Here is a 17,249-nt window from a genome sequence, read left to right as displayed (position 1 = left end):
CGCGACCCCGCCGACAACGCCACAGGCCCGGCCCACGACGTGGGACGCGGCCCCGCCGTGGAAAGCCACGGCGGGGCCGCGCGCCGGCGTCCGCTCAGTGGGCGCCGGTGCCGGTCAGGGACCGGACCTCCAGCTCCGCGTACTTGGCGGCGTCCGGTTCCTCCTTGGACAGGACCGTGCCGAGCCAGCCCATCAGGAAGCCGAACGGGATGGAGATCAGGCCGGGGTTCTTCAGCGGGAACCAGGCGAAGTCGACGTCCGGGAACATCGCCTTGGGGTCGCCGGAGACCACGGGCGAGAACAGCACCAGCCCGACCGCCACGATCAGGCCGCCGTAGATCGACCACAGCGCGCCCTGGGTGGTGAACCGCTTCCAGAACAGGCTGTAGAGGATGGTCGGCAGGTTGGCGGACGCGGCGACCGCGAAGGCCAGGGCGACCAGGCCGGCCACGTTCAGGTCGCGGGCGAGCGCGCCGAGCGCGATGGAGACGATGCCGATGAAGACGGTCGCCCAGCGGGCCGCGCGCACCTCCTCCGCGCCGGTGGCCTCGCCCTTGCGGATGACGTTGGCGTAGATGTCGTGCGCGAAGGAGGAGGACGAGGCGAGGGTGAGGCCGGCGACGACGGCGAGGATCGTCGCGAAGGCCACCGCCGAGATGGTGGCGAGCAGGATCGCGCCCCAGGCCGAGTCGACGCCGCCGATGTGCAGGGCGAGCAGGGGGGCCGCCGTGTTGCCGGACGGGTTGGACTCGATGATCTCGTCCTGGGAGATCAGCGCGGCGGCGCCGAAGCCGAGGGCGATGGTCATCAGGTAGAAGGCGCCGATGATGCCGATGGCCCAGTTCACGGACTTCCGGGCGGCCTTGGCGTTGGGCACCGTGTAGAAGCGGATCAGGATGTGCGGCAGGCCGGCGGTGCCGAGCACCAGGGCGATGCCGAGGGAGATGAAGTCCAGCTTGGAGGTGCCGGTGGCGCCGTACTGCAGGCCGGGCTCCAGGAAGGCGGCGCCCTTGCCGCTGTTCTCGGCGGCCCGGCCGAGCAGGTCGGAGATGTTGAAGTCGAACTTCAGCAGCACCAGGAAGGTGATCAGCAGGGTGCCGCCGATGAGCAGCACGGCCTTGACCATCTGGACCCAGGTGGTGCCCTTCATGCCGCCGATGGACACGTACACGATCATCAGGATGCCGACGAGGGCGACGATGAGGATCTTGCCGGCGTCGGAGGTGATGCCGAGCAGCAGCGAGACCAGGACGCCCGCGCCCGCCATCTGGGCCAGCAGGTAGAAGATCGACACGACGATCGTGGAGGTGCCGGCGGCGGTGCGGACCGGGCGCTGGCGCATCCGGTAGGCGAGGACGTCGCCCATGGTGTAGCGGCCGGAGTTCCTGAGCGGCTCGGCCACCAGCAGCAGCGCCACCAGCCAGGCGACGAGGAAGCCGATGGAGTACAGGAAGCCGTCGTAGCCGAAGAGGGCGATCGCGCCCGCGATGCCGAGGAAGGACGCGGCCGACATGTAGTCGCCGGAGACCGCGAGCCCGTTCTGGAAGGCGCTGAACTGGCGGCCGCCCGCGTAGAAGTCGGCCGCGTCCTTGGTCTGCCGGCCCGCCCAGACGGTGATGACCAGGGTGGCCAGGACGAACACCGCGAACAGGGAGATGATCAGCGGCCGGTGCTCGCTCGCCTCGCCCGCGGCGAGCAGGGTCTGCTGTGCGGGGCTCATGCGCCGCCCTCCATCCGGGTCTTGATGGCCTCGGCCTTGGGGTCGAGCTTCGCGGCGGCGTGCCGCGAGTACCACCAGGCGATGACGAACGTGGTGACGAACTGGGCGATGCCGAAGACGAAGGCGACGTTGATGTTGCCGAACAGCTTGGTGCCCATGAAGCCGCCCGCGTAGTTCGACAGCAGCACGTACAGCAGGTACCAGGCGACGAAGGCGATGGTCAGCGGGAACGCGAAGGAGCGGAAGGAGCGGCGCAGTTCACCGAACTCCGCGCTCTGCTGCACCTCGTTGAACTCCTCGGCGGAGGGAAGGGTGCGTTGCTCTTTCGAGGGGGGCGGTGCGTCGGTGGCCACGGAGTCTCCTCGTACGACGGACATGAGCGGTCTGGACCTCACGGTGATGTGGATCACGTGGACCGGGTGGCGATGGTAGGCGTCCCCGGCGCGATCCGACAGGGGGCTCGATCGTGCTCGTGCTCCCTGCCCAACGTCACGGCGGCGCGCGAGTACCGGTTCAACCCTCCGGGGCTCTTTCCGAACTCACTTCCGGGAAATCATTGCTGGCCAGCGGCTTCGGGAGATAGCTTCACCCTGCACCACCGTCATGTACCTGCCCGAGCACCACCTGTGTCTCGGGCCGGTTTCGTTTCAGGATGATGTGGAGACCCCATGGCTCATCTGCGTCCCAGACGCCGGCTCGCCCTCGCCGTGCCCGTCGTGCTGTCGCTGACCGCCTCGCTCGGCTTCCTGCCGGCGGCCGCGTCGGCGGCCCCGCAGCCCGCCTCCGCCGCGCAGGCCGCGGACGCGCCGGAGCTGGCGTACGTCGTGAACACCAGGGCGGACGCCCGCACCATCGCGTCGGTGAAGAAGGCGATCGCCGCGGCCGGCGGCACCGTCGTGGCCACCTACGGCAAGATCGGCGTGATCGTCGTCCACTCGGCGAACCCGGACTTCGGCCCGCAGATACGCGCGGCGCGCGGCGTGCAGTCGGCGGGCGCCACCCGGACGGCGCCGCTGGTCGCCGCGGGCACCACGGACGAGGGCGCGGCCGACTACCTGACGGCCGCGGAGGCCGCGAAGGTCGAGGCCGCCTCGGCGGCCGCCCCCGGCAGCGAGCCCCTGGAGGCCGACCAGTGGGACCTGCGCGCGATCGGCGCCGACCGGGCCGCCCGGATCAACCCGGGCAGCAGCAAGGTGACCGTCGCCGTGATCGACACCGGTGTCGACGACACCCACCCCGACCTCGCGCCGAACTTCTCCGCGTCCCAGTCGGCGAACTGCGTCGGCGGCGTCGCGGACACCAGCGAGGGCGCCTGGCGGCCGTACACCGCCGACGACTACCACGGCACCCACGTGGCCGGTGAGATCGCCGCGGCCCGCAACGGCATCGGCGTGGCCGGTGTCGCGCCGGGCGTGAAGGTGGCCGGCATCAAGGTCAGCGACCCGCACAACGGCCTGTTCTACCCGGAGAACGTCGTGTGCGCCTTCGTGTTCGCCGCCGACCACGGCGTGGAGATCACGAACAACAGCTACTACGTGGACCCGTGGCTGTACAACTGCAAGGACGACCCCGACCAGAAGGCGATCGTCGACGCGGTCAACCGGGCCCAGCTGTACGCCCAGAAGAAGGGCATCCTGCACCTGGCCTCGGCGGGCAACTCCAACCACGACCTGGACGCCGACGCCATCGTCGACGACTCCAGCCCCGACGACACCACGCCGGTGACGCGCACGATCGACCCGCACGAGTGCCTCGACGTGCCGGCCCAGCTGCCGGGCGTGGTCACGGTCAGCGCGACGGGCGTGCAGAACCTCAAGTCGTACTACTCCTCGTACGGCGAGGGCGTCGTCGACGTCGCGGCGCCGGGCGGCGACCGCCGCTACCAGATCCCGGACACTCCGTCGAAGGACGGCCGGATCCTGTCCACCATGCCGAACAACCAGTACGCCTTCCTGCAGGGCACCTCGATGGCCTCGCCGCACGCCGCGGGCGTCGCCGCGCTGCTGAAGTCGAAGTACCCGCACGCGACGCCGGCCCAGCTGCAGGCGCTGCTGAAGGCGCAGGCGGACGAGACGGCCTGCCCCGCCTCCTACGACCAGGACGGCGACGGCACGCAGGACGCGGTGTGCGAGGGCGGCAAGCGCGGCAACGGCTTCTACGGCGCCGGCATCGTCGACGCGCTGCGCGCGGTCAAGTAGCCCGCGGCCGGGACCGCAGCTCCCCGAAGCCTTCCGAACGAACTGGAGACACTCACCCATGACAGCGCCTCACCCGCGCCTGCGGCGCGCGATCGCGATCCCGCTGGGCATGGCCATGGCGTCCGCCCTGGCGTTCCTGCCCCAGGCCACGGCCGCCGCGGCGGACCGGCCCGCGGCGGACGCCCTGACGGCCGCGGCCGACGCGACCTCGCTCAGCTACGTCGTCAACGTCCGCCCCGGGCACGCCCCCTCGGCGCACGTGAAGAAGGCGATAGCCGAGGCCGGCGGCACGATCGTGACGTCGTACGACCGGATCGGCGTGATCGTCGTCCACTCGGCGAACCCCGGCTTCGCCGAGGCCGTGCGCACGGTGCGCGGCGTGCACTCGGCGGGCGCCACCCGCACCGCGCCGCTGCCCTCGGCCGCGACGACCGACATGGGCACGCCGAAGGTGCTCAGCGCGCGGGAGGCCGCCGACGCCGCCCAGGCCGCCGAGGCCGCCGACGGGCAGGACCCGCTGCAGCCGCTGCAGTGGGACCTGCCCGCCATCAAGGCGGACCGGGCGCACGAGAAGTCGCTCGGCAGCAGCGAGGTGACGGTCGCCGTCATCGACACCGGCGTCGACGACACCCATCCCGACCTCGCGCCGAACTTCGACCGGGCCGCGTCGGTCAACTGCGTGTCGGGCAAGCCCGACACCACCGACGGCGCCTGGCGGCCGGGCGCGGGGGAGAGCCCGCACGGCACGCACGTGGCGGGCGAGATCGCCGCCGCGAAGAACGGCGTCGGCATGACGGGCGTCGCACCCGGGGTGAAGGTCGCCGGCATCAAGGTGTCCAACCCGGACGGCTTCTTCTACACGGAGGCCGTGGTCTGCGGCTTCGTGTGGGCGGCCGAGCACGGCGTCGACGTGACCAACAACAGCTACTACACCGACCCGTGGTACTTCAACTGCACCGACGACCCGGACCAGAAGGCGCTGGTGGAGGCCGTCACCCGGGCCGCGAAGTACGCGGAGCGCAAGGGCGCGGTCAACGTCGCGGCGGCCGGCAACGAGAACCACGACCTCGCCGCCGACGAGATCGCCGACCCGTCCTCGCCGAACGACTCCACGCCCGGGGAGCGGGTCGTCGACCCGTCGCAGTGCTACGACATCCCGACCCAGCTGCCGGGTGTCGTCACGGTCGCGGCGACCGGCGCCAAGGGCCTGAAGTCGTCCTTCTCCAACTACGGCCGGGGGGTCGTCGACATCGCGGCCCCCGGCGGTGACTCGACGGCGTACCAGACGCCGGCGCCGCCCGCGACCAGCGGCCTGATCCTGGGCACGCTGCCCGGCGGCCGGTGGGGCTACATGGCCGGCACGTCGATGGCGTCGCCGCACGTCGCGGGCGTCGCCGCCCTGATCAGGTCGACGCACCCGCACGCCTCCCCCGCGCTGGTGAAGAGCCTGCTGTACGCGCAGGCCGACGCCACGCCGTGCACGGACCCCTACGACATCGACGGCGACGGCAAGGTCGACGCGGTGTGCGAGGGCCCGAAGAACCGCAACGGCTTCTACGGCCGGGGCACGGCCGACGCGCTGGACGCGGTGACCAGGTAGCGGCACGGGCGCGACGCGCGCCTGCGGCGGGCCGGACGGGGCGATCGCCCCGTCCGGCCCGCTTCGTCCGCCGGCGGGACGCCCGGCACCCGCCGGGACGGGAGCCCCCGCGCCCGGCCGCCCGAACGCCCGTCGTTCCCCCGGACTTGCCCGGTTCTGCGGCCGGTGGCGAAGATCCCGGAGTGACCCTGACACGACCCTCCTCCGGGGTGGCCGGCGCGCGCGGCGCCCCGGAACGTTCCGGCGCCGGCCGCGCCGTGGCCGTCCTCGTGCTGGTGGCGCTGGCCGCGCTGATCCCGCTGCTCGGCCCGCCCGCCGCGCTGCACGGCACCGGGGAGGCCGCCCCGCCCGGCGCCGGGGGCATAGCCCTGCTGCGCACGGTGCTGTTCGCGGCGCTGTGCGTCCCGGCCGGTGAACTGTTCGTCGACCGGCTGGCCCGCACCGTGCCCGGCGCTCCCCCGGCCCGGCCCCGCAGCTGGTCCCCGTACGCGGCCGCCGCCGGTCTCCTCGCCGCCCTGGGACTCGCCTCGGTGGTGGCCACGGGCAATCTCGTGCCGCACTCCCTCGCCGACATCGACGTCGGCGGCCTGTACGAGACCCGCGAGGGCGTGCTCGCCCTGCTGGAGGTCAACGCCTTCCTCGTGGCCGGGCTGTGCGCCCTCTCGGGCCGGCCCGCCGCCCAGGTCTGGCCCCTCGCGGCGGTCGTCGTCGCGGAGGCCCTGCGCGCCCATCCGCCCACCGAGCACACTCCCCTGGCCGGTTCCGGGCTGACGCTCGTGCACCTGACGTGCGCGGCGCTGTGGACGGGCGGCCTGCTGCACGCGCTGCGCACCCTGCGGCGGTGGCCCCGCGCCGGCGCCGGCGCGGCCCTGCTGGGCCTGTACGCGCGCGTGGCGGCCGTCCTGCTGGCCGCCGTCACGGCGACGGGCGTGTGCAGTTCGCTGCGCCGGATGCCGCCGGACACGGTGGTGGACCAGCTGACGGCGACGGCGTACGGGCGCACCCTGCTGGCGAAGGTGCTCCTGGTGGCGGCCGTCGCCGCCCTCGCCCTGTGGGCGCGGGTCCGGCTGCGCCGGGCGGCCGACCCGCTGACGGCCTGCTCCCCCGCGCGGGCGGAGGTCGTGGCCCTGGGGGCGGCGGTCGCGGTGTCGGGCCTGCTGACGGCCCTGCCGCTGCCGATCAGGTGGTGATCCCGGCGCCGGCGCCGGCACCGGGGCCGAAGGGCCCGCGGCCCGTTCCGCCGGACGCCGGACACGCCTCGCCGCGGCCGCCGGGCACCCCGCCGCAGGTCCCGTCGGGGCGGGACCCGGCCGCGCCCGGGGCAGCCGCCGTGCGGGTCCCGGGGCCCGTGCCGGCGCTCGGCGGCGCACCGGGGCCGCGCGTGCCGCCCTCCCCGCGGGGAACCCGGCGGGCGAGGGCCGTGGGAGCCCGGAGGGGCGGCCCGCACCGGGCACCTGGGCCACGGCTCTGTCAGTCACGGCCCGTATCCTCAGGGACCATGCTCGAAGACCACACGACCGCAGCGTCCTCCCCCGCACCGTGGCCGGCCGCGTATCCGCAGGGGTACGCGGTCGTCGACGTGGAGACCACCGGCCTGGCCCGGGACGACCGCATCGTCTCCGCGGCCGTCTACCGGCTGGACGCGCGCGGCGAGGTCGAGGACCACTGGTACACGCTGGTCAACCCGGAGCGCGATCCCGGCCCGGTGTGGATCCACGGCCTGACGAGCGAGGTGCTGCGAGAAGCTCCCCTCTTCGCGGACATCGCCGAGGAGTTCGCGGCCCGGCTCCGGGGCCGCGTCCTCGTCGCGCACAACGCCGTCTTCGACTGGCAGATGATCGCCCGGGAGTACGCCCGCGCCCGGCGCGAGGCGCCGGTGCGGCAGCGGCTGTGCACCATCGTGCTCGCCAAGGAGCTGGGCCTGCCGCTGCCCAACCACAGACTGGAGTCGCTCGCCGCGCACTTCGGCGTGGTCCAGCGGCGGGCGCATCACGCGCTGGACGACGCGCGGGTGCTGGCGGAGGCGTTCCGGCCGAGCCTGCGGGCCGCGGCGGCGGGCGGTCTGCGGCTGCCGCTGCACGAGTGCCGGCCGCTGACCGAGTGGACGGACCGGCCCGCGCCCCGGACCGGGCAGGGGGCGGCGTACGGCGGTCACCGGGCGGGCGGCTGGCGCCCCTCCCGCAGGAGGCCCGCGTGCCCCTACCCCAACCCGGGGCGGTACGAGGAGGGCGGGCGGCTCAAGCAGGGGATGCGGGTCGCCTTCTCCGGGGACACCTCCGTCGAGCGGGAGCTGCTGGAGGACCGCGCGACCGAGGCCGGGCTGCACGTCGCCACCAGCCTGTCCCGGCTCACCAGCCTGCTGGTGACGAACGACCCGGACTCGGGCACGTCGAAGGTGGCCAAGGCCCGGCAGTACGGCACGCCGATCGTGGACGAGGCGGCGTTCGGGCAGTTGCTGCGGGACGTCGAGCCGGCGGACGGCCGGCCCGGGGAGGCCCCGGACCCGCACGGCACCCGTACGGACGGGTGATTGCCGGGCGACTCGCCCGGCGCCCGCTCGCCCGCGCCGCGCCGACCGCCCACCCTGTGGCGCATGGCGACATGTGAAGTGTGCGGCAACGACTACGGAATGACCTTCGAGGTCCACGCGCAGGGCGCGGTGCACGTGTTCGACTGCTTCTCCTGTGCGATCCACCGCATGGCACCCATCTGCGAGCACTGCCGGGTGCAGATCATCGGGCAGGGGGTCGAGGTCGAGGGCCACTGGTACTGCGGTGCCCACTGCGCCCGCGCCGAGGGGAAGGTGGGCATCGTCGACCGGGTCTGAGCACCCCCCGCGGGCGGCTTCCGGGCGCGCCCGGGGGACGGGCCCGGGCGCACCCGCCGGAGAGCACCCCGCGACCGGGTTGTACCGTCGTGGGGTGTACCGCTTCCTGCTGTCCCGCCAATGGGTGATACTCACCCTCGTGGCGCTCGCGCTCATCCCCACGATGATCGAGCTGGGCTTCTGGCAGCTGCACCGCCATGAGCACCGCGTCGCGCTGAACCGGGTGATCGCCGACTCACTGGCGGCGAAGCCCGTGCCGGCCGAGTCCCTGACCTCGCCCGGGGCGAAGGTCGAGCGCGAGAACCTGTACCGCCGGGTGACGGCGAAGGGCCGCTTCGACACCGCGGACGAGGTCGTGGTGCGCCGCCGCACCAACGCGGACGACGAGGTCGGCTACCACGTCCTGACCCCCTTCGTGCTCGACGACGGCAAGGTCCTCGTCGTCAACCGGGGCTGGATCCCCGCCGACGGGCCGAGCCAGACCTCGTTCCCGGAGATCCCGGCGCCCCCCGCGGGGGAGATCACCGTCACCGGGCGGCTGATGCCGGACGAGACGACCGAGGGCAGCGGGATCAAGAACGTCCGGGGCCTGCCGGACCGCCAGGTCATGCTGATCGACAGCGAGCAGCAGGCCGAGCGCCTCGGCAAGCAGGTCCTCGGCGGCTACATCGAGCTCACCTCGCCCGCACCGAAGGGCGACACGCCGGAGCTGATCCCGGCCCCCGGCCACGACGACATCGGCCCGCACCTGGCGTACGCCATCCAGTGGTGGCTGTTCTGCGCGGGCGTTCCCGTCGGCTGGTTCGTCCTGGTCCGCCGCGAGGCCCGCGAACGCGCGGAGGCGGCGCGGCGGGAGGCGACGGCGCGGGCGGAACCGGCAGCGGTGTGACCCGCGCGCGGCCCGTCCCGGGCCGCGCGTCCCCGCGGGCCGGCGCTCCCCTCCTGTGCGCCGCCGGCCTGTTCCGCTCCTCTTCCCCGTCCCGCCCTGATTGCCGCCGCGGCCCGCCGGGAACCCGGTTCCCGTGCACCCCCGTATCGAGGACTACGCACTCATCGGCGACGAGCAGACCGCGGCCCTGGTCGGCATGGACGGGTCCGTGGACTGGCTGTGTCTGCCCCGCTTCGACTCGGCCGCCTGCTTCGCCCGACTGCTCGGCGACGAGGAGAACGGCCACTGGCGGATCGCCCCCGAGGGCGCCGGGCGCTGCACCCGGCGCGCCTACCGCCCCGACACCCTGGTCCTGGACACCGAGTGGGAGACCGACCAGGGCGCGATACGCGTCACCGACCTGATGCCCCAGCGCGACCGCGCCCCCGACCTGGTACGCATCGTCGAGGGCCTGCGCGGTGAGGTGACCGTGCACAGCGTGCTCCGGCTGCGCTTCGACTACGGCTCGATCGTGCCGTGGGTGCGCAGGGCCGACGGGCACCGGGTGGCCGTGGCCGGGCCGGACTCGGCGTGGCTGCGCAGCGAACCCGAGGTGCGCAGCTGGGGCGAGGAGAACGCCACCCACGCGGAGTTCACCGTCGCCCCGGGCGACAAGGTCGCGTTCGTGCTCACCTGGCACCCCTCGCACGAGCCGCGGCCGCCGCTCGTCGACCCGTTCGAGGCGCTGCGGCACAGCGTGGCGGACTGGCGGGCCTGGGCGTCCCGCTGCCGCTACGAGGGGCCGTACCGGGACGCCGTGGTGCGTTCCCTGATCACCCTCAAGGCGCTCACGTACGCCCCCACCGGCGGCATCGTCGCCGCCGCCACGACCTCGCTGCCCGAGGAACCGGGCGGGGTGCGCAACTGGGACTACCGCTTCTGCTGGCTGCGCGACTCCACCCTCACCCTGGGCGCGCTGCTGGCGGCCGGCTACCAGGAGGAGGCCGAGGCCTGGCGCGACTGGCTGCTGCGCGCGGTCGCGGGCGACCCGGCGGACCTGCAGATCATGTACGGCCTGGCGGGCGAGCGCCGGCTGCCCGAGTTCGAGCTGCCCTGGCTGTCCGGCTTCGCCGGCTCCCGGCCCGTGCGGATCGGCAACGGCGCCGTGAAGCAGCTGCAGCTGGACGTGTACGGCGAGGTCATGGACACGTTGTCGCTGGCGCGGGACGCGGGTCTGCCGGCCAAGCCGGACGTGTGGGCGGTGGAGTGCGCCCTGATGGACTTCCTGACGACGGCCTGGCGGCAGCCGGACGAGGGGCTGTGGGAGGTGCGCGGCGGGCGCCGCCACTTCGTGCACTCGAAGGTGATGGTGTGGGTGGCCGCCGACCGGGCCGTGCGCACCCTGGAGCGGTACCCGCGGCTGGACGGCGACCTGGAGGGCTGGCGGAGGCTGCGCGAGGAGGTGCACCGGGAGGTGTGCGAGCTGGGCTACGACCCGGAACGCAACACCTTCACGCAGTCCTACGGCTCGCGCGAGCTGGACGCCGCGCTGCTGCTGATCCCGCGCGTGGGCTTCCTGCCGCCGGACGACCCGCGGGTGCTGGGCACCATCGACGCGGTCCGCAAGGAGCTCGGCCACGAGGGCCTGCTGCACCGCTACAGCACCGAGGACACCGCCGTCGACGGGCTGCCGGGCGGCGAGGGCACGTTCCTGGTGTGCTCGTTCTGGCTCGCGGACGCGCTGCACATGACGGGCCGTACCGAGGAGGCCCGGGAGCTGTTCGAGCGGCTGGTCGGGCTCGCCAACGACGTGGGCCTGCTGTCCGAGGAGTACGACCCCGTCTCCGGCCGCCAGCTCGGCAACGTGCCGCAGGCGTTCAGCCACATCGGCCTGGTGAACACCGCCCTCGCCCTGTTCGGGACCGAGGGGGCAGGATAAGGGCCATGGATCTTGGACTGAAGGACCGGGTGTACGTCGTCACCGGAGCCACCCGGGGGCTCGGCAACGCCTCCGCGCGCGAGCTCGTCGCCGACGGCGCGAAGGTGGTCGTGACGGGACGGGACGACCGGAGCGTCGCCGACGCGGCCGCCGCGCTGGGCCCGAACGCGGTCGGCCTGGCCGCGGACAACGCCGACGCCGCGACGCCCGCGCGCCTCATCACGGCCGCGCGCGAGCACTTCGGCCGCTTCGACGGCGTCCTCGTCAGCGTGGGCGGGCCGCCGCCGGGCTTCGTCGCCGACACCTCGGACGAGCAGTGGCAGGCGGCGTTCGAATCGGTGTTCCTGGGGGCGGTGCGGCTCGCCCGCGCGGCGGCGGCCGAGCTGGACGCGGGCGGAGTGATCGGCTTCGTCCTGTCGGGGTCGGTGCACGAGCCGATTCCGGGGCTGACCATCTCCAACGGGCTGCGGCCGGGGCTCGCCGGGTTCGCCAAGTCCCTCGCGGACGAGCTGGGACCGCGCGGGATCCGGGTCGTGGGGCTGCTGCCGGGGCGTATCGACACGGACCGGGTCCGTCAGCTGGACAGCCTGTCCGCCGACCCGGAGGCGACGCGGGTGGCCGCCGAGTCCCGCATTCCGCTGCGGCGGTACGGCACGCCGGAGGAGTTCGGGCGTGCGGCGGCGTTCCTGCTGTCGCCGGCCGCCTCGTACCTGACGGGCGTCATGCTGCCGGTGGACGGCGGGGTGCGGCACGGGTTCTGACGGCGGCCGCCCGCCGGTCCTCTCCTTCGGCCCGGTCGCGCGCCGCCGTCGCGCGACCGGGCGCCGGCGGCCGGGCGGCGTGCGCGCCCGGCACGGCTCATTCGCCGAGCCCGGCCAGGTCCCGCAGTCGGCGTGCCTGAGCGGCCCGCTCGGCGGCGCGCTGGGCCTCGTAGTCCCGCTCCAGCGCCCCGCGCAGCAGGGCCTTGGTCTCGATCACGGCGTCCCGCGGCGCGCCCAGCAGCGCCGCGGCCAGGTCCCGCACCGCGTCGTCGAGCTGGGCCGGCGGCACGGCGAGGTTCGCCAGCCCCGTGCTCACGGCCTCGTCGGCCGTCACGAACCGCCCGGTCAGACAGATCTCCAGGGCGCGGGCGTACCCGACCAGCCTCACCAGGGGGTGCGTGCCGGTCAGGTCCGGCACCAGGCCCAGGCTGGTCTCGCGCATGGCGAACTGCACGTCGTCCGCGACGACGCGCAGGTCACAGGCGAGGGCGAGCTGGAAACCCGCCCCGATGGCATGTCCTTGCACGGCGGCGACCGACACGATGTCGCTGCGCCGCCACCAGGTGAACGCCTCCTGGTACTCGGCGATGGTCGCGTCCAGTTCGGCGTCGCCGCCGCGCGCCAGGTCGAGGAACGACGGCTCGCCGTCGAATCCCTCGGGCGTGAACGCCTGCCGGTCGAGCCCGGCCGAGAACGACTTGCCCTCGGCCCGCAGCACGACGACCCGGACGGAGCCCGGCAGCAGCCGCCCGGCCTCGGTGAGCGCCCGCCACAGGGCGGGGCTCTGCGCGTTGCGCTTGGCCGGATTGGTCAGGGTCACCGTGGCGATCGCGTCGTCGACGGTGAGCCGTACGCCGTCCTTGTCGAGTGCGGGACCCAGGTCCTGGGCGGGCGATGCCATGGACGCCTCCGATGCGTGCGGTCACGGTCCGTGCCGTGCGACGGCTCGCACGCCGTTCGACGACACAGCTAAGTGACTGCACAGTAACCACCCGGCCGCTCCGGGGTCACCCCCGGCCCTTCGCGGCGCCGGAGGACGGCCGGCCGGGTGGCCACCGTCGAAGTCGAGGGGCCGCCCGGGATGTCAGGCCGACGTGGCCTTCTTGCCCCGGGTCGCCCCGCCACGCCCTCGGAGCGTGACGCCCGACTCGCTGAGCATGCGGTGCACGAAGCCATACGAGCGGCCGGTCTCCTCGGCCAACGCCCGGATGCTCGCACCGGCGTCGTACTTCTTCTTCAGGTCTGCCGCGAGCTTGTCGCGCGCGGCGCCGGTCACCCGGCTGCCCTTCTTCAGAGTCTCGGCCACCCGTGCCTCCTCATGGGAAGTGCGCTCTGGTCTCCTCATGATCACCCCTCCGGGCCCCGATGGCCACCCATTCGGCAAGGTCCGTGAGACAAGGTTGTGACGACAGGAGCGCGTCCACACAAACGGAATTCAACCTTCCGCAGGTGCGCGTCCGAACGGTCGAACGGGCCGCTTCCCGAAAGAGCAGGTCAGAACGGCGCGACGGCCGGGCCCTCGGCACATGAGGGCCCGGCCGCGCGACCGGTGGAGGACACACCTCGGTACGAGGAGATCTCACGCAGATGAGGGATCACGGATCGGCCGAATGATCCATACGCTGTCGATCATTCATTCGATCAAGCGAGGGTGACGAGGTCCGCGTAGTCCGCGCCCCACAGGTCCTCGACCCCGTCCGGCAGCAGGATGATCCGCTCCGGCTGGAGCGCCTCGACGGCTCCCTCGTCGTGCGTGACCAGGACGACCGCGCCCTTGTAGGTGCGCAGCGCGCCGAGGATCTCCTCGCGGCTGGCCGGGTCGAGGTTGTTGGTGGGCTCGTCCAGGAGCAGCACGTTCGCGGAGGAGACCACCAGGGTCGCGAGCGCCAGCCGGGTCTTCTCGCCACCGGAGAGGACACCGGCCAGCTTGTCGACGTCGTCGCCGGAGAACAGGAACGAGCCGAGCACCTTGCGGACCTCGACCAGGTCCATGTCGGGCGCGGCGGAGCGCATGTTCTCCAGGACCGTGCGGTCGGCGTCGAGGGTCTCGTGCTCCTGGGCGTAGTAGCCGAGCTTGAGGCCGTGGCCGGGGACGACCATGCCGGTGTCCGGCTGCTCGACGCCCGCGAGGAGCCGCAGCAGGGTGGTCTTGCCGGCGCCGTTGAGGCCGAGGATGACGACCCTGGAGCCCTTGTCGATGGCCAGGCTGACGTCGGTGAAGATCTCCAGCGAGCCGTACGACTTCGACAGTCCCTCCGCCATGAGCGGGGTCTTGCCGCAGGGCGCGGGCTCGGGGAAGCGCAGCTTGGCGACCTTGTCCTGCTGGCGGATCTCCTCCAGCCCGGACAGCAGCTTCTCGGCCCGCCGGGCCATGTTCTGCGCGGCGACCGTCTTGGTGGCCTTGGCGCGCATCTTGTCGGCCTGGGCGTTGAGCGCGGCGGCCTTCTTCTCGGCGTTGGCGCGCTCCCGCTTGCGGCGCTTCTCGTCGGCCTCGCGCTGCTGCTGGTAGAGCTTCCAGCCCATGTTGTAGACGTCGATCGTGGCGCGGTTGGCGTCCAGGTAGAACACCTTGTTGACGACCGTCTCGACCAGGTCGACGTCGTGGCTGATGACGATGAAGCCGCCGCGGTAGGTCTTCAGGTAGTCGCGCAGCCAGACGATCGAGTCGGCGTCGAGGTGGTTGGTGGGCTCGTCGAGCAGCAGCGTGTCCGCGTCGGAGAACAGGATGCGGGCCAGTTCGATGCGGCGGCGCTGACCGCCGGAGAGCGTGTGCAGGGGCTGGCCGAGCACCCGGTCGGGCAGGTTGAGCGCGGCGGCGATGGTGGCGGCCTCGGCCTCGGCGGCGTACCCGCCCTTGGTGAGGAACTCCGTCTCCTGGCGCTCGTACTGCCGCATCGCCTTCTCGCGGGTGGCGCCCTTGCCGGTGGCGATGCGCTGCTCGTTCTCGCGCATCTTGCGGATCAGCACGTCCAGGCCGCGGGCGGAGAGGATGCGGTCGCGGGCGAGCACGTCCAGGTCGCCGGTGCGGGGGTCCTGGGGGAGGTAGCCGACCTCGCCGGAGCGGGTGACGGTGCCGGCGGCGGGAATGCCCTCGCCGGCGAGAACCTTGGTCAGGGTGGTCTTGCCGGCGCCGTTGCGGCCGACCAGGCCGATGCGGTCGCCCTTGGCGACCCGGAAGGTGGCGTTCTCGACGAGGATGCGGGCACCGGCGCGCAGCTCGATGCCGGAGGCGGAGATCACGGTCAGACTCCTGGGCGGATACGGGGGCGGGATGGGCGGCTGAGGACGTTCCCGCCGTCTAATGCGCGAGGAGAATGGCCATGGGGCCAGTCTAGCGGGACCGTGCAACCAGTTTTTCTGCGTCCAGGCGTCGGGCGGCCCCGGTGCCCGGGGACCGTCGCCGGGAAAGGCGGCGCGGGACCGGGCGGCGGGCCGCTCGGGGCGGACGGCCGCGGTCTCGGCGCGGACATCCGCCGATGTCCGGCAGCTCACCACGGCGCGAACGGAACGGAGGGCGGCCGGCGGGGGTGTGCGCCGTCGCGGGCGGCGCGCGGGCCCGTGGTCCGGGGCGCGGGGCGCGGGGTCCCGGCGCCCCGGCGGGGCGGTGCTGCGGCCCGCGGGGCCGCACGGCCCGGGACGGGGGCGGCGTCCGGGGCGCCGGTGTGCGCCGCCCCGGGGGACGGTCCTGACGCCGCCCGCTCAGCTGCCTCCGGTATGCACCTGGAAGGCGGCCCGGCGTACGGCCTTGGCCAGCGCGGGGTCGGGGTGCGCGGCGGCGAGCGCGACCAGGACCTGCACGGTGCGCGGGTGGCCGACGGCGCGCACCTCGTCGAGGAGCTGGGGGACGGTCGGCTGCACCGCGGACTCCAGGTGCCGCACCAGCATCGGCGCCTCCCCGTGGTCGGCGACGGCGGCGGCGGTGTCGACCCACAGCCACGTCGCCTCCTCCCGGGTGAGGACCTCGTGGGCGTCCTCCGGGTCGACCCCGTCGTGCTCGGCCAGCCACAGCAGGGCGTACGGCCGCAGCGCCGGCTCGTCGACCACGGCACGGACGTCGGGCTCGGCGGGGGCGCCGACCACGCGCAGCGCCTCGAAGGCGAGGCCGCGCAGCAGGGCGTCCTCGCCCCGGGCGGCGTCGAGCAGTTCGGTGACGGCGCTGCCGACGGGGCGGGCGGCGAGCCAGGCGCGGTATTCGGCGCGGGCCGCGTTCGGGCGGAGCTGGGCGCAGCCGCGGAGCATGTCCTCGGCCGACTGCTCGATGTTGCCGGCGGGGCTCTGGGCGGCGACGCAGATCTGCTCCAGCTTGACCCAGACCGCCCAGTTGCCGAGCGGGGTGAGCGTGGCCTGCCCGTCCCCGTAGGTGAGGGCGCCGACGGAGGCGAGGGCGCGCAGGGCCCAGTCCAGGAGCGGGGCGAGCGGGGTGTCGTCGGCGGTCCGCGGGTCCCGCGGCTCGGGCTGCGGGCCGTAGGGGATCTCGCAGCGCTCGGTGCGCAGTTCGGTGACGCGCTGCTCCAGCAGGTCCAGGAGCTGCGGCACGGGCACGGGGCCGGCGGACAGCTGGAGGAAGGAGAGCACCTGCGGCATCGCCGAGACGACCTCGGCGACGGCGGCGGGCTCGTGCCCCTCGGGTTCCGGGCAGGCGAGCGACCAGGCGTCGAACAGGGCGACCCAGCCGCGCAGCACGGCGCTGTCGTCGCGGTCCCAGGCCCGCAGCCGCCAGCCGGGGCGGGCGCTGTCGCCGTGCACCTCGACGAGGCCGGCGAGGCGGGCGGTGTCCCAGTCGGCCCGGACCTGAGCCACGGTCAGGCCGAGGTCGGCGGCCGCCTGTTCGGCGGTCGCCTCGGAGAGGGTGGCCGTGCCGTCGGAGGTCGCGCTCCGGCGGCCGGGGCCGAGGGCGGCGTCGGCCCAGCGGGCGACGCGGACCGCACCGGCCAGACCGGAGCGCGCCATTCTGGCCAGCTCCGCCGGGGCCGGCGTGCCCTCCGGGGGGCGCGGGGCGGCGCGGCGGGGACGCCGCTGGTTCACAGCTCTGGGGGCGGCGGCCAGGGGTCGCGGGCGGACGAGTCGAAGCCTGGAGTCGCGCGGGATACGGGACGTCACGGGTGCAGTCTTCCGGTTGACGGTCCGAAAACCCAAACGGAATGTCACGGGGGGCGACGGGAATGGCCAACGCACGGGCCGCGCGAGCCGCCTGGGGCCGGGGTCGGGCCAGGGGCACGGCACTAAGCGGAACAGGGGGTGACCGGGGCCGGGGGAAGGTTGCGGGCGCGGGGCGAGGGGGTGGACGAGGGGTGTCGGACCGGCCCGGGCGGGCGGCGGCGCGGCCGCCTCGTACC

The 17,249-nt window shown here is 74.0% G+C and carries 14 protein-coding genes; 8 read left to right on the top strand and 6 right to left on the bottom strand.

Annotated features, from left to right (window positions below):
- Nucleotides 1-94: 94 nt before the first annotated feature.
- Nucleotides 95-1,720, bottom strand: a complete 1,626-nt coding sequence (locus ABD363_RS27235) for a solute symporter family protein (RefSeq protein ID WP_344608171.1) — start codon at nucleotides 1,718-1,720, stop codon at nucleotides 95-97.
- A complete protein-coding gene (locus ABD363_RS27230; RefSeq protein WP_344608169.1) occupies nucleotides 1,717-2,073 on the bottom strand; it encodes a DUF485 domain-containing protein in 357 nt (118 codons plus the stop codon). Before ABD363_RS27230 ends, ABD363_RS27235 begins: the two co-directional genes overlap by 4 nt.
- A gap of 315 nt (nucleotides 2,074-2,388) precedes the next feature.
- Here ABD363_RS27230 and ABD363_RS27225 point away from each other — a divergent pair, with 315 nt between their 5' ends.
- From ABD363_RS27225 to ABD363_RS27190, 8 genes are all read left to right on the top strand, one after another.
- Complete coding sequence (locus ABD363_RS27225) at nucleotides 2,389-3,918, top strand: S8 family peptidase (RefSeq protein ID WP_344608167.1); 1,530 nt, start codon at nucleotides 2,389-2,391, stop codon at nucleotides 3,916-3,918.
- 58 nt (nucleotides 3,919-3,976) lie between these two features.
- A complete protein-coding gene (locus tag ABD363_RS27220) occupies nucleotides 3,977-5,518 on the top strand; it encodes a S8 family peptidase (RefSeq protein ID WP_344608165.1) in 1,542 nt (513 codons plus the stop codon).
- A gap of 182 nt (nucleotides 5,519-5,700) precedes the next feature.
- Nucleotides 5,701-6,708 carry a CopD family protein gene (locus ABD363_RS27215; protein WP_425578030.1) on the top strand — a complete coding sequence of 336 codons (1,008 nt, stop codon included), beginning with the start codon at nucleotides 5,701-5,703 and terminating at the stop codon, nucleotides 6,706-6,708.
- Nucleotides 6,709-7,016: 308 nt separating this feature from the next.
- The gene (locus tag ABD363_RS27210) at nucleotides 7,017-8,048 is read left to right on the top strand and encodes a DEDDh family exonuclease (protein WP_344608163.1); all 1,032 of its coding nucleotides are present in this window, start codon (nucleotides 7,017-7,019) and stop codon (nucleotides 8,046-8,048) included.
- A gap of 63 nt (nucleotides 8,049-8,111) precedes the next feature.
- Complete coding sequence (locus tag ABD363_RS27205) at nucleotides 8,112-8,345, top strand: hypothetical protein (RefSeq protein ID WP_344608161.1); 234 nt, start codon at nucleotides 8,112-8,114, stop codon at nucleotides 8,343-8,345.
- 94 nt (nucleotides 8,346-8,439) lie between these two features.
- Complete coding sequence (locus tag ABD363_RS27200) at nucleotides 8,440-9,234, top strand: SURF1 family cytochrome oxidase biogenesis protein (RefSeq protein WP_344608159.1); 795 nt, start codon at nucleotides 8,440-8,442, stop codon at nucleotides 9,232-9,234.
- A gap of 133 nt (nucleotides 9,235-9,367) precedes the next feature.
- Nucleotides 9,368-11,152, top strand: a complete 1,785-nt coding sequence (locus tag ABD363_RS27195; RefSeq protein WP_344608157.1) for a glycoside hydrolase family 15 protein — start codon at nucleotides 9,368-9,370, stop codon at nucleotides 11,150-11,152.
- Nucleotides 11,153-11,157: 5 nt separating this feature from the next.
- Nucleotides 11,158-11,913, top strand: coding sequence for an SDR family oxidoreductase (locus ABD363_RS27190; RefSeq protein ID WP_344608155.1), 756 nt, complete (start codon nucleotides 11,158-11,160; stop codon nucleotides 11,911-11,913).
- A gap of 97 nt (nucleotides 11,914-12,010) precedes the next feature.
- On the opposite strand, the gene ABD363_RS27185 is transcribed toward ABD363_RS27190, so the two are convergent.
- From ABD363_RS27185 to ABD363_RS27170, 4 genes are all read right to left on the bottom strand, one after another.
- Nucleotides 12,011-12,814 (bottom strand): enoyl-CoA hydratase/isomerase family protein, encoded by an 804-nt coding sequence (locus tag ABD363_RS27185; RefSeq protein WP_344608153.1) that lies wholly within the window; start codon nucleotides 12,812-12,814, stop codon nucleotides 12,011-12,013.
- A gap of 183 nt (nucleotides 12,815-12,997) precedes the next feature.
- Nucleotides 12,998-13,219: a helix-turn-helix domain-containing protein gene (locus tag ABD363_RS27180; RefSeq protein WP_003976983.1), complete on the bottom strand. Its 222-nt coding sequence runs from the start codon at nucleotides 13,217-13,219 to the stop codon at nucleotides 12,998-13,000.
- A gap of 335 nt (nucleotides 13,220-13,554) precedes the next feature.
- Nucleotides 13,555-15,153, bottom strand: a complete 1,599-nt coding sequence (locus tag ABD363_RS27175; RefSeq protein WP_344608151.1) for an ABC-F family ATP-binding cassette domain-containing protein — start codon at nucleotides 15,151-15,153, stop codon at nucleotides 13,555-13,557.
- 459 nt (nucleotides 15,154-15,612) lie between these two features.
- On the bottom strand, nucleotides 15,613-16,863 hold the full coding sequence (locus ABD363_RS27170) for a hypothetical protein (RefSeq protein WP_344608149.1): 1,251 nt from the start codon (nucleotides 16,861-16,863) through the stop codon (nucleotides 15,613-15,615).
- Nucleotides 16,864-17,249: the final 386 nt, after the last annotated feature.

Origin of the sequence: Streptomyces glaucus, from assembly GCF_039533365.1 — a bacterium.
Taxonomy (GTDB): Bacteria; Actinomycetota; Actinomycetes; order Streptomycetales; family Streptomycetaceae; genus Streptomyces; species Streptomyces glaucus.
The sequence above is the reverse complement of the archived record's forward strand: the minus strand, read 5'-3'. Positions and strand labels throughout refer to the sequence as shown.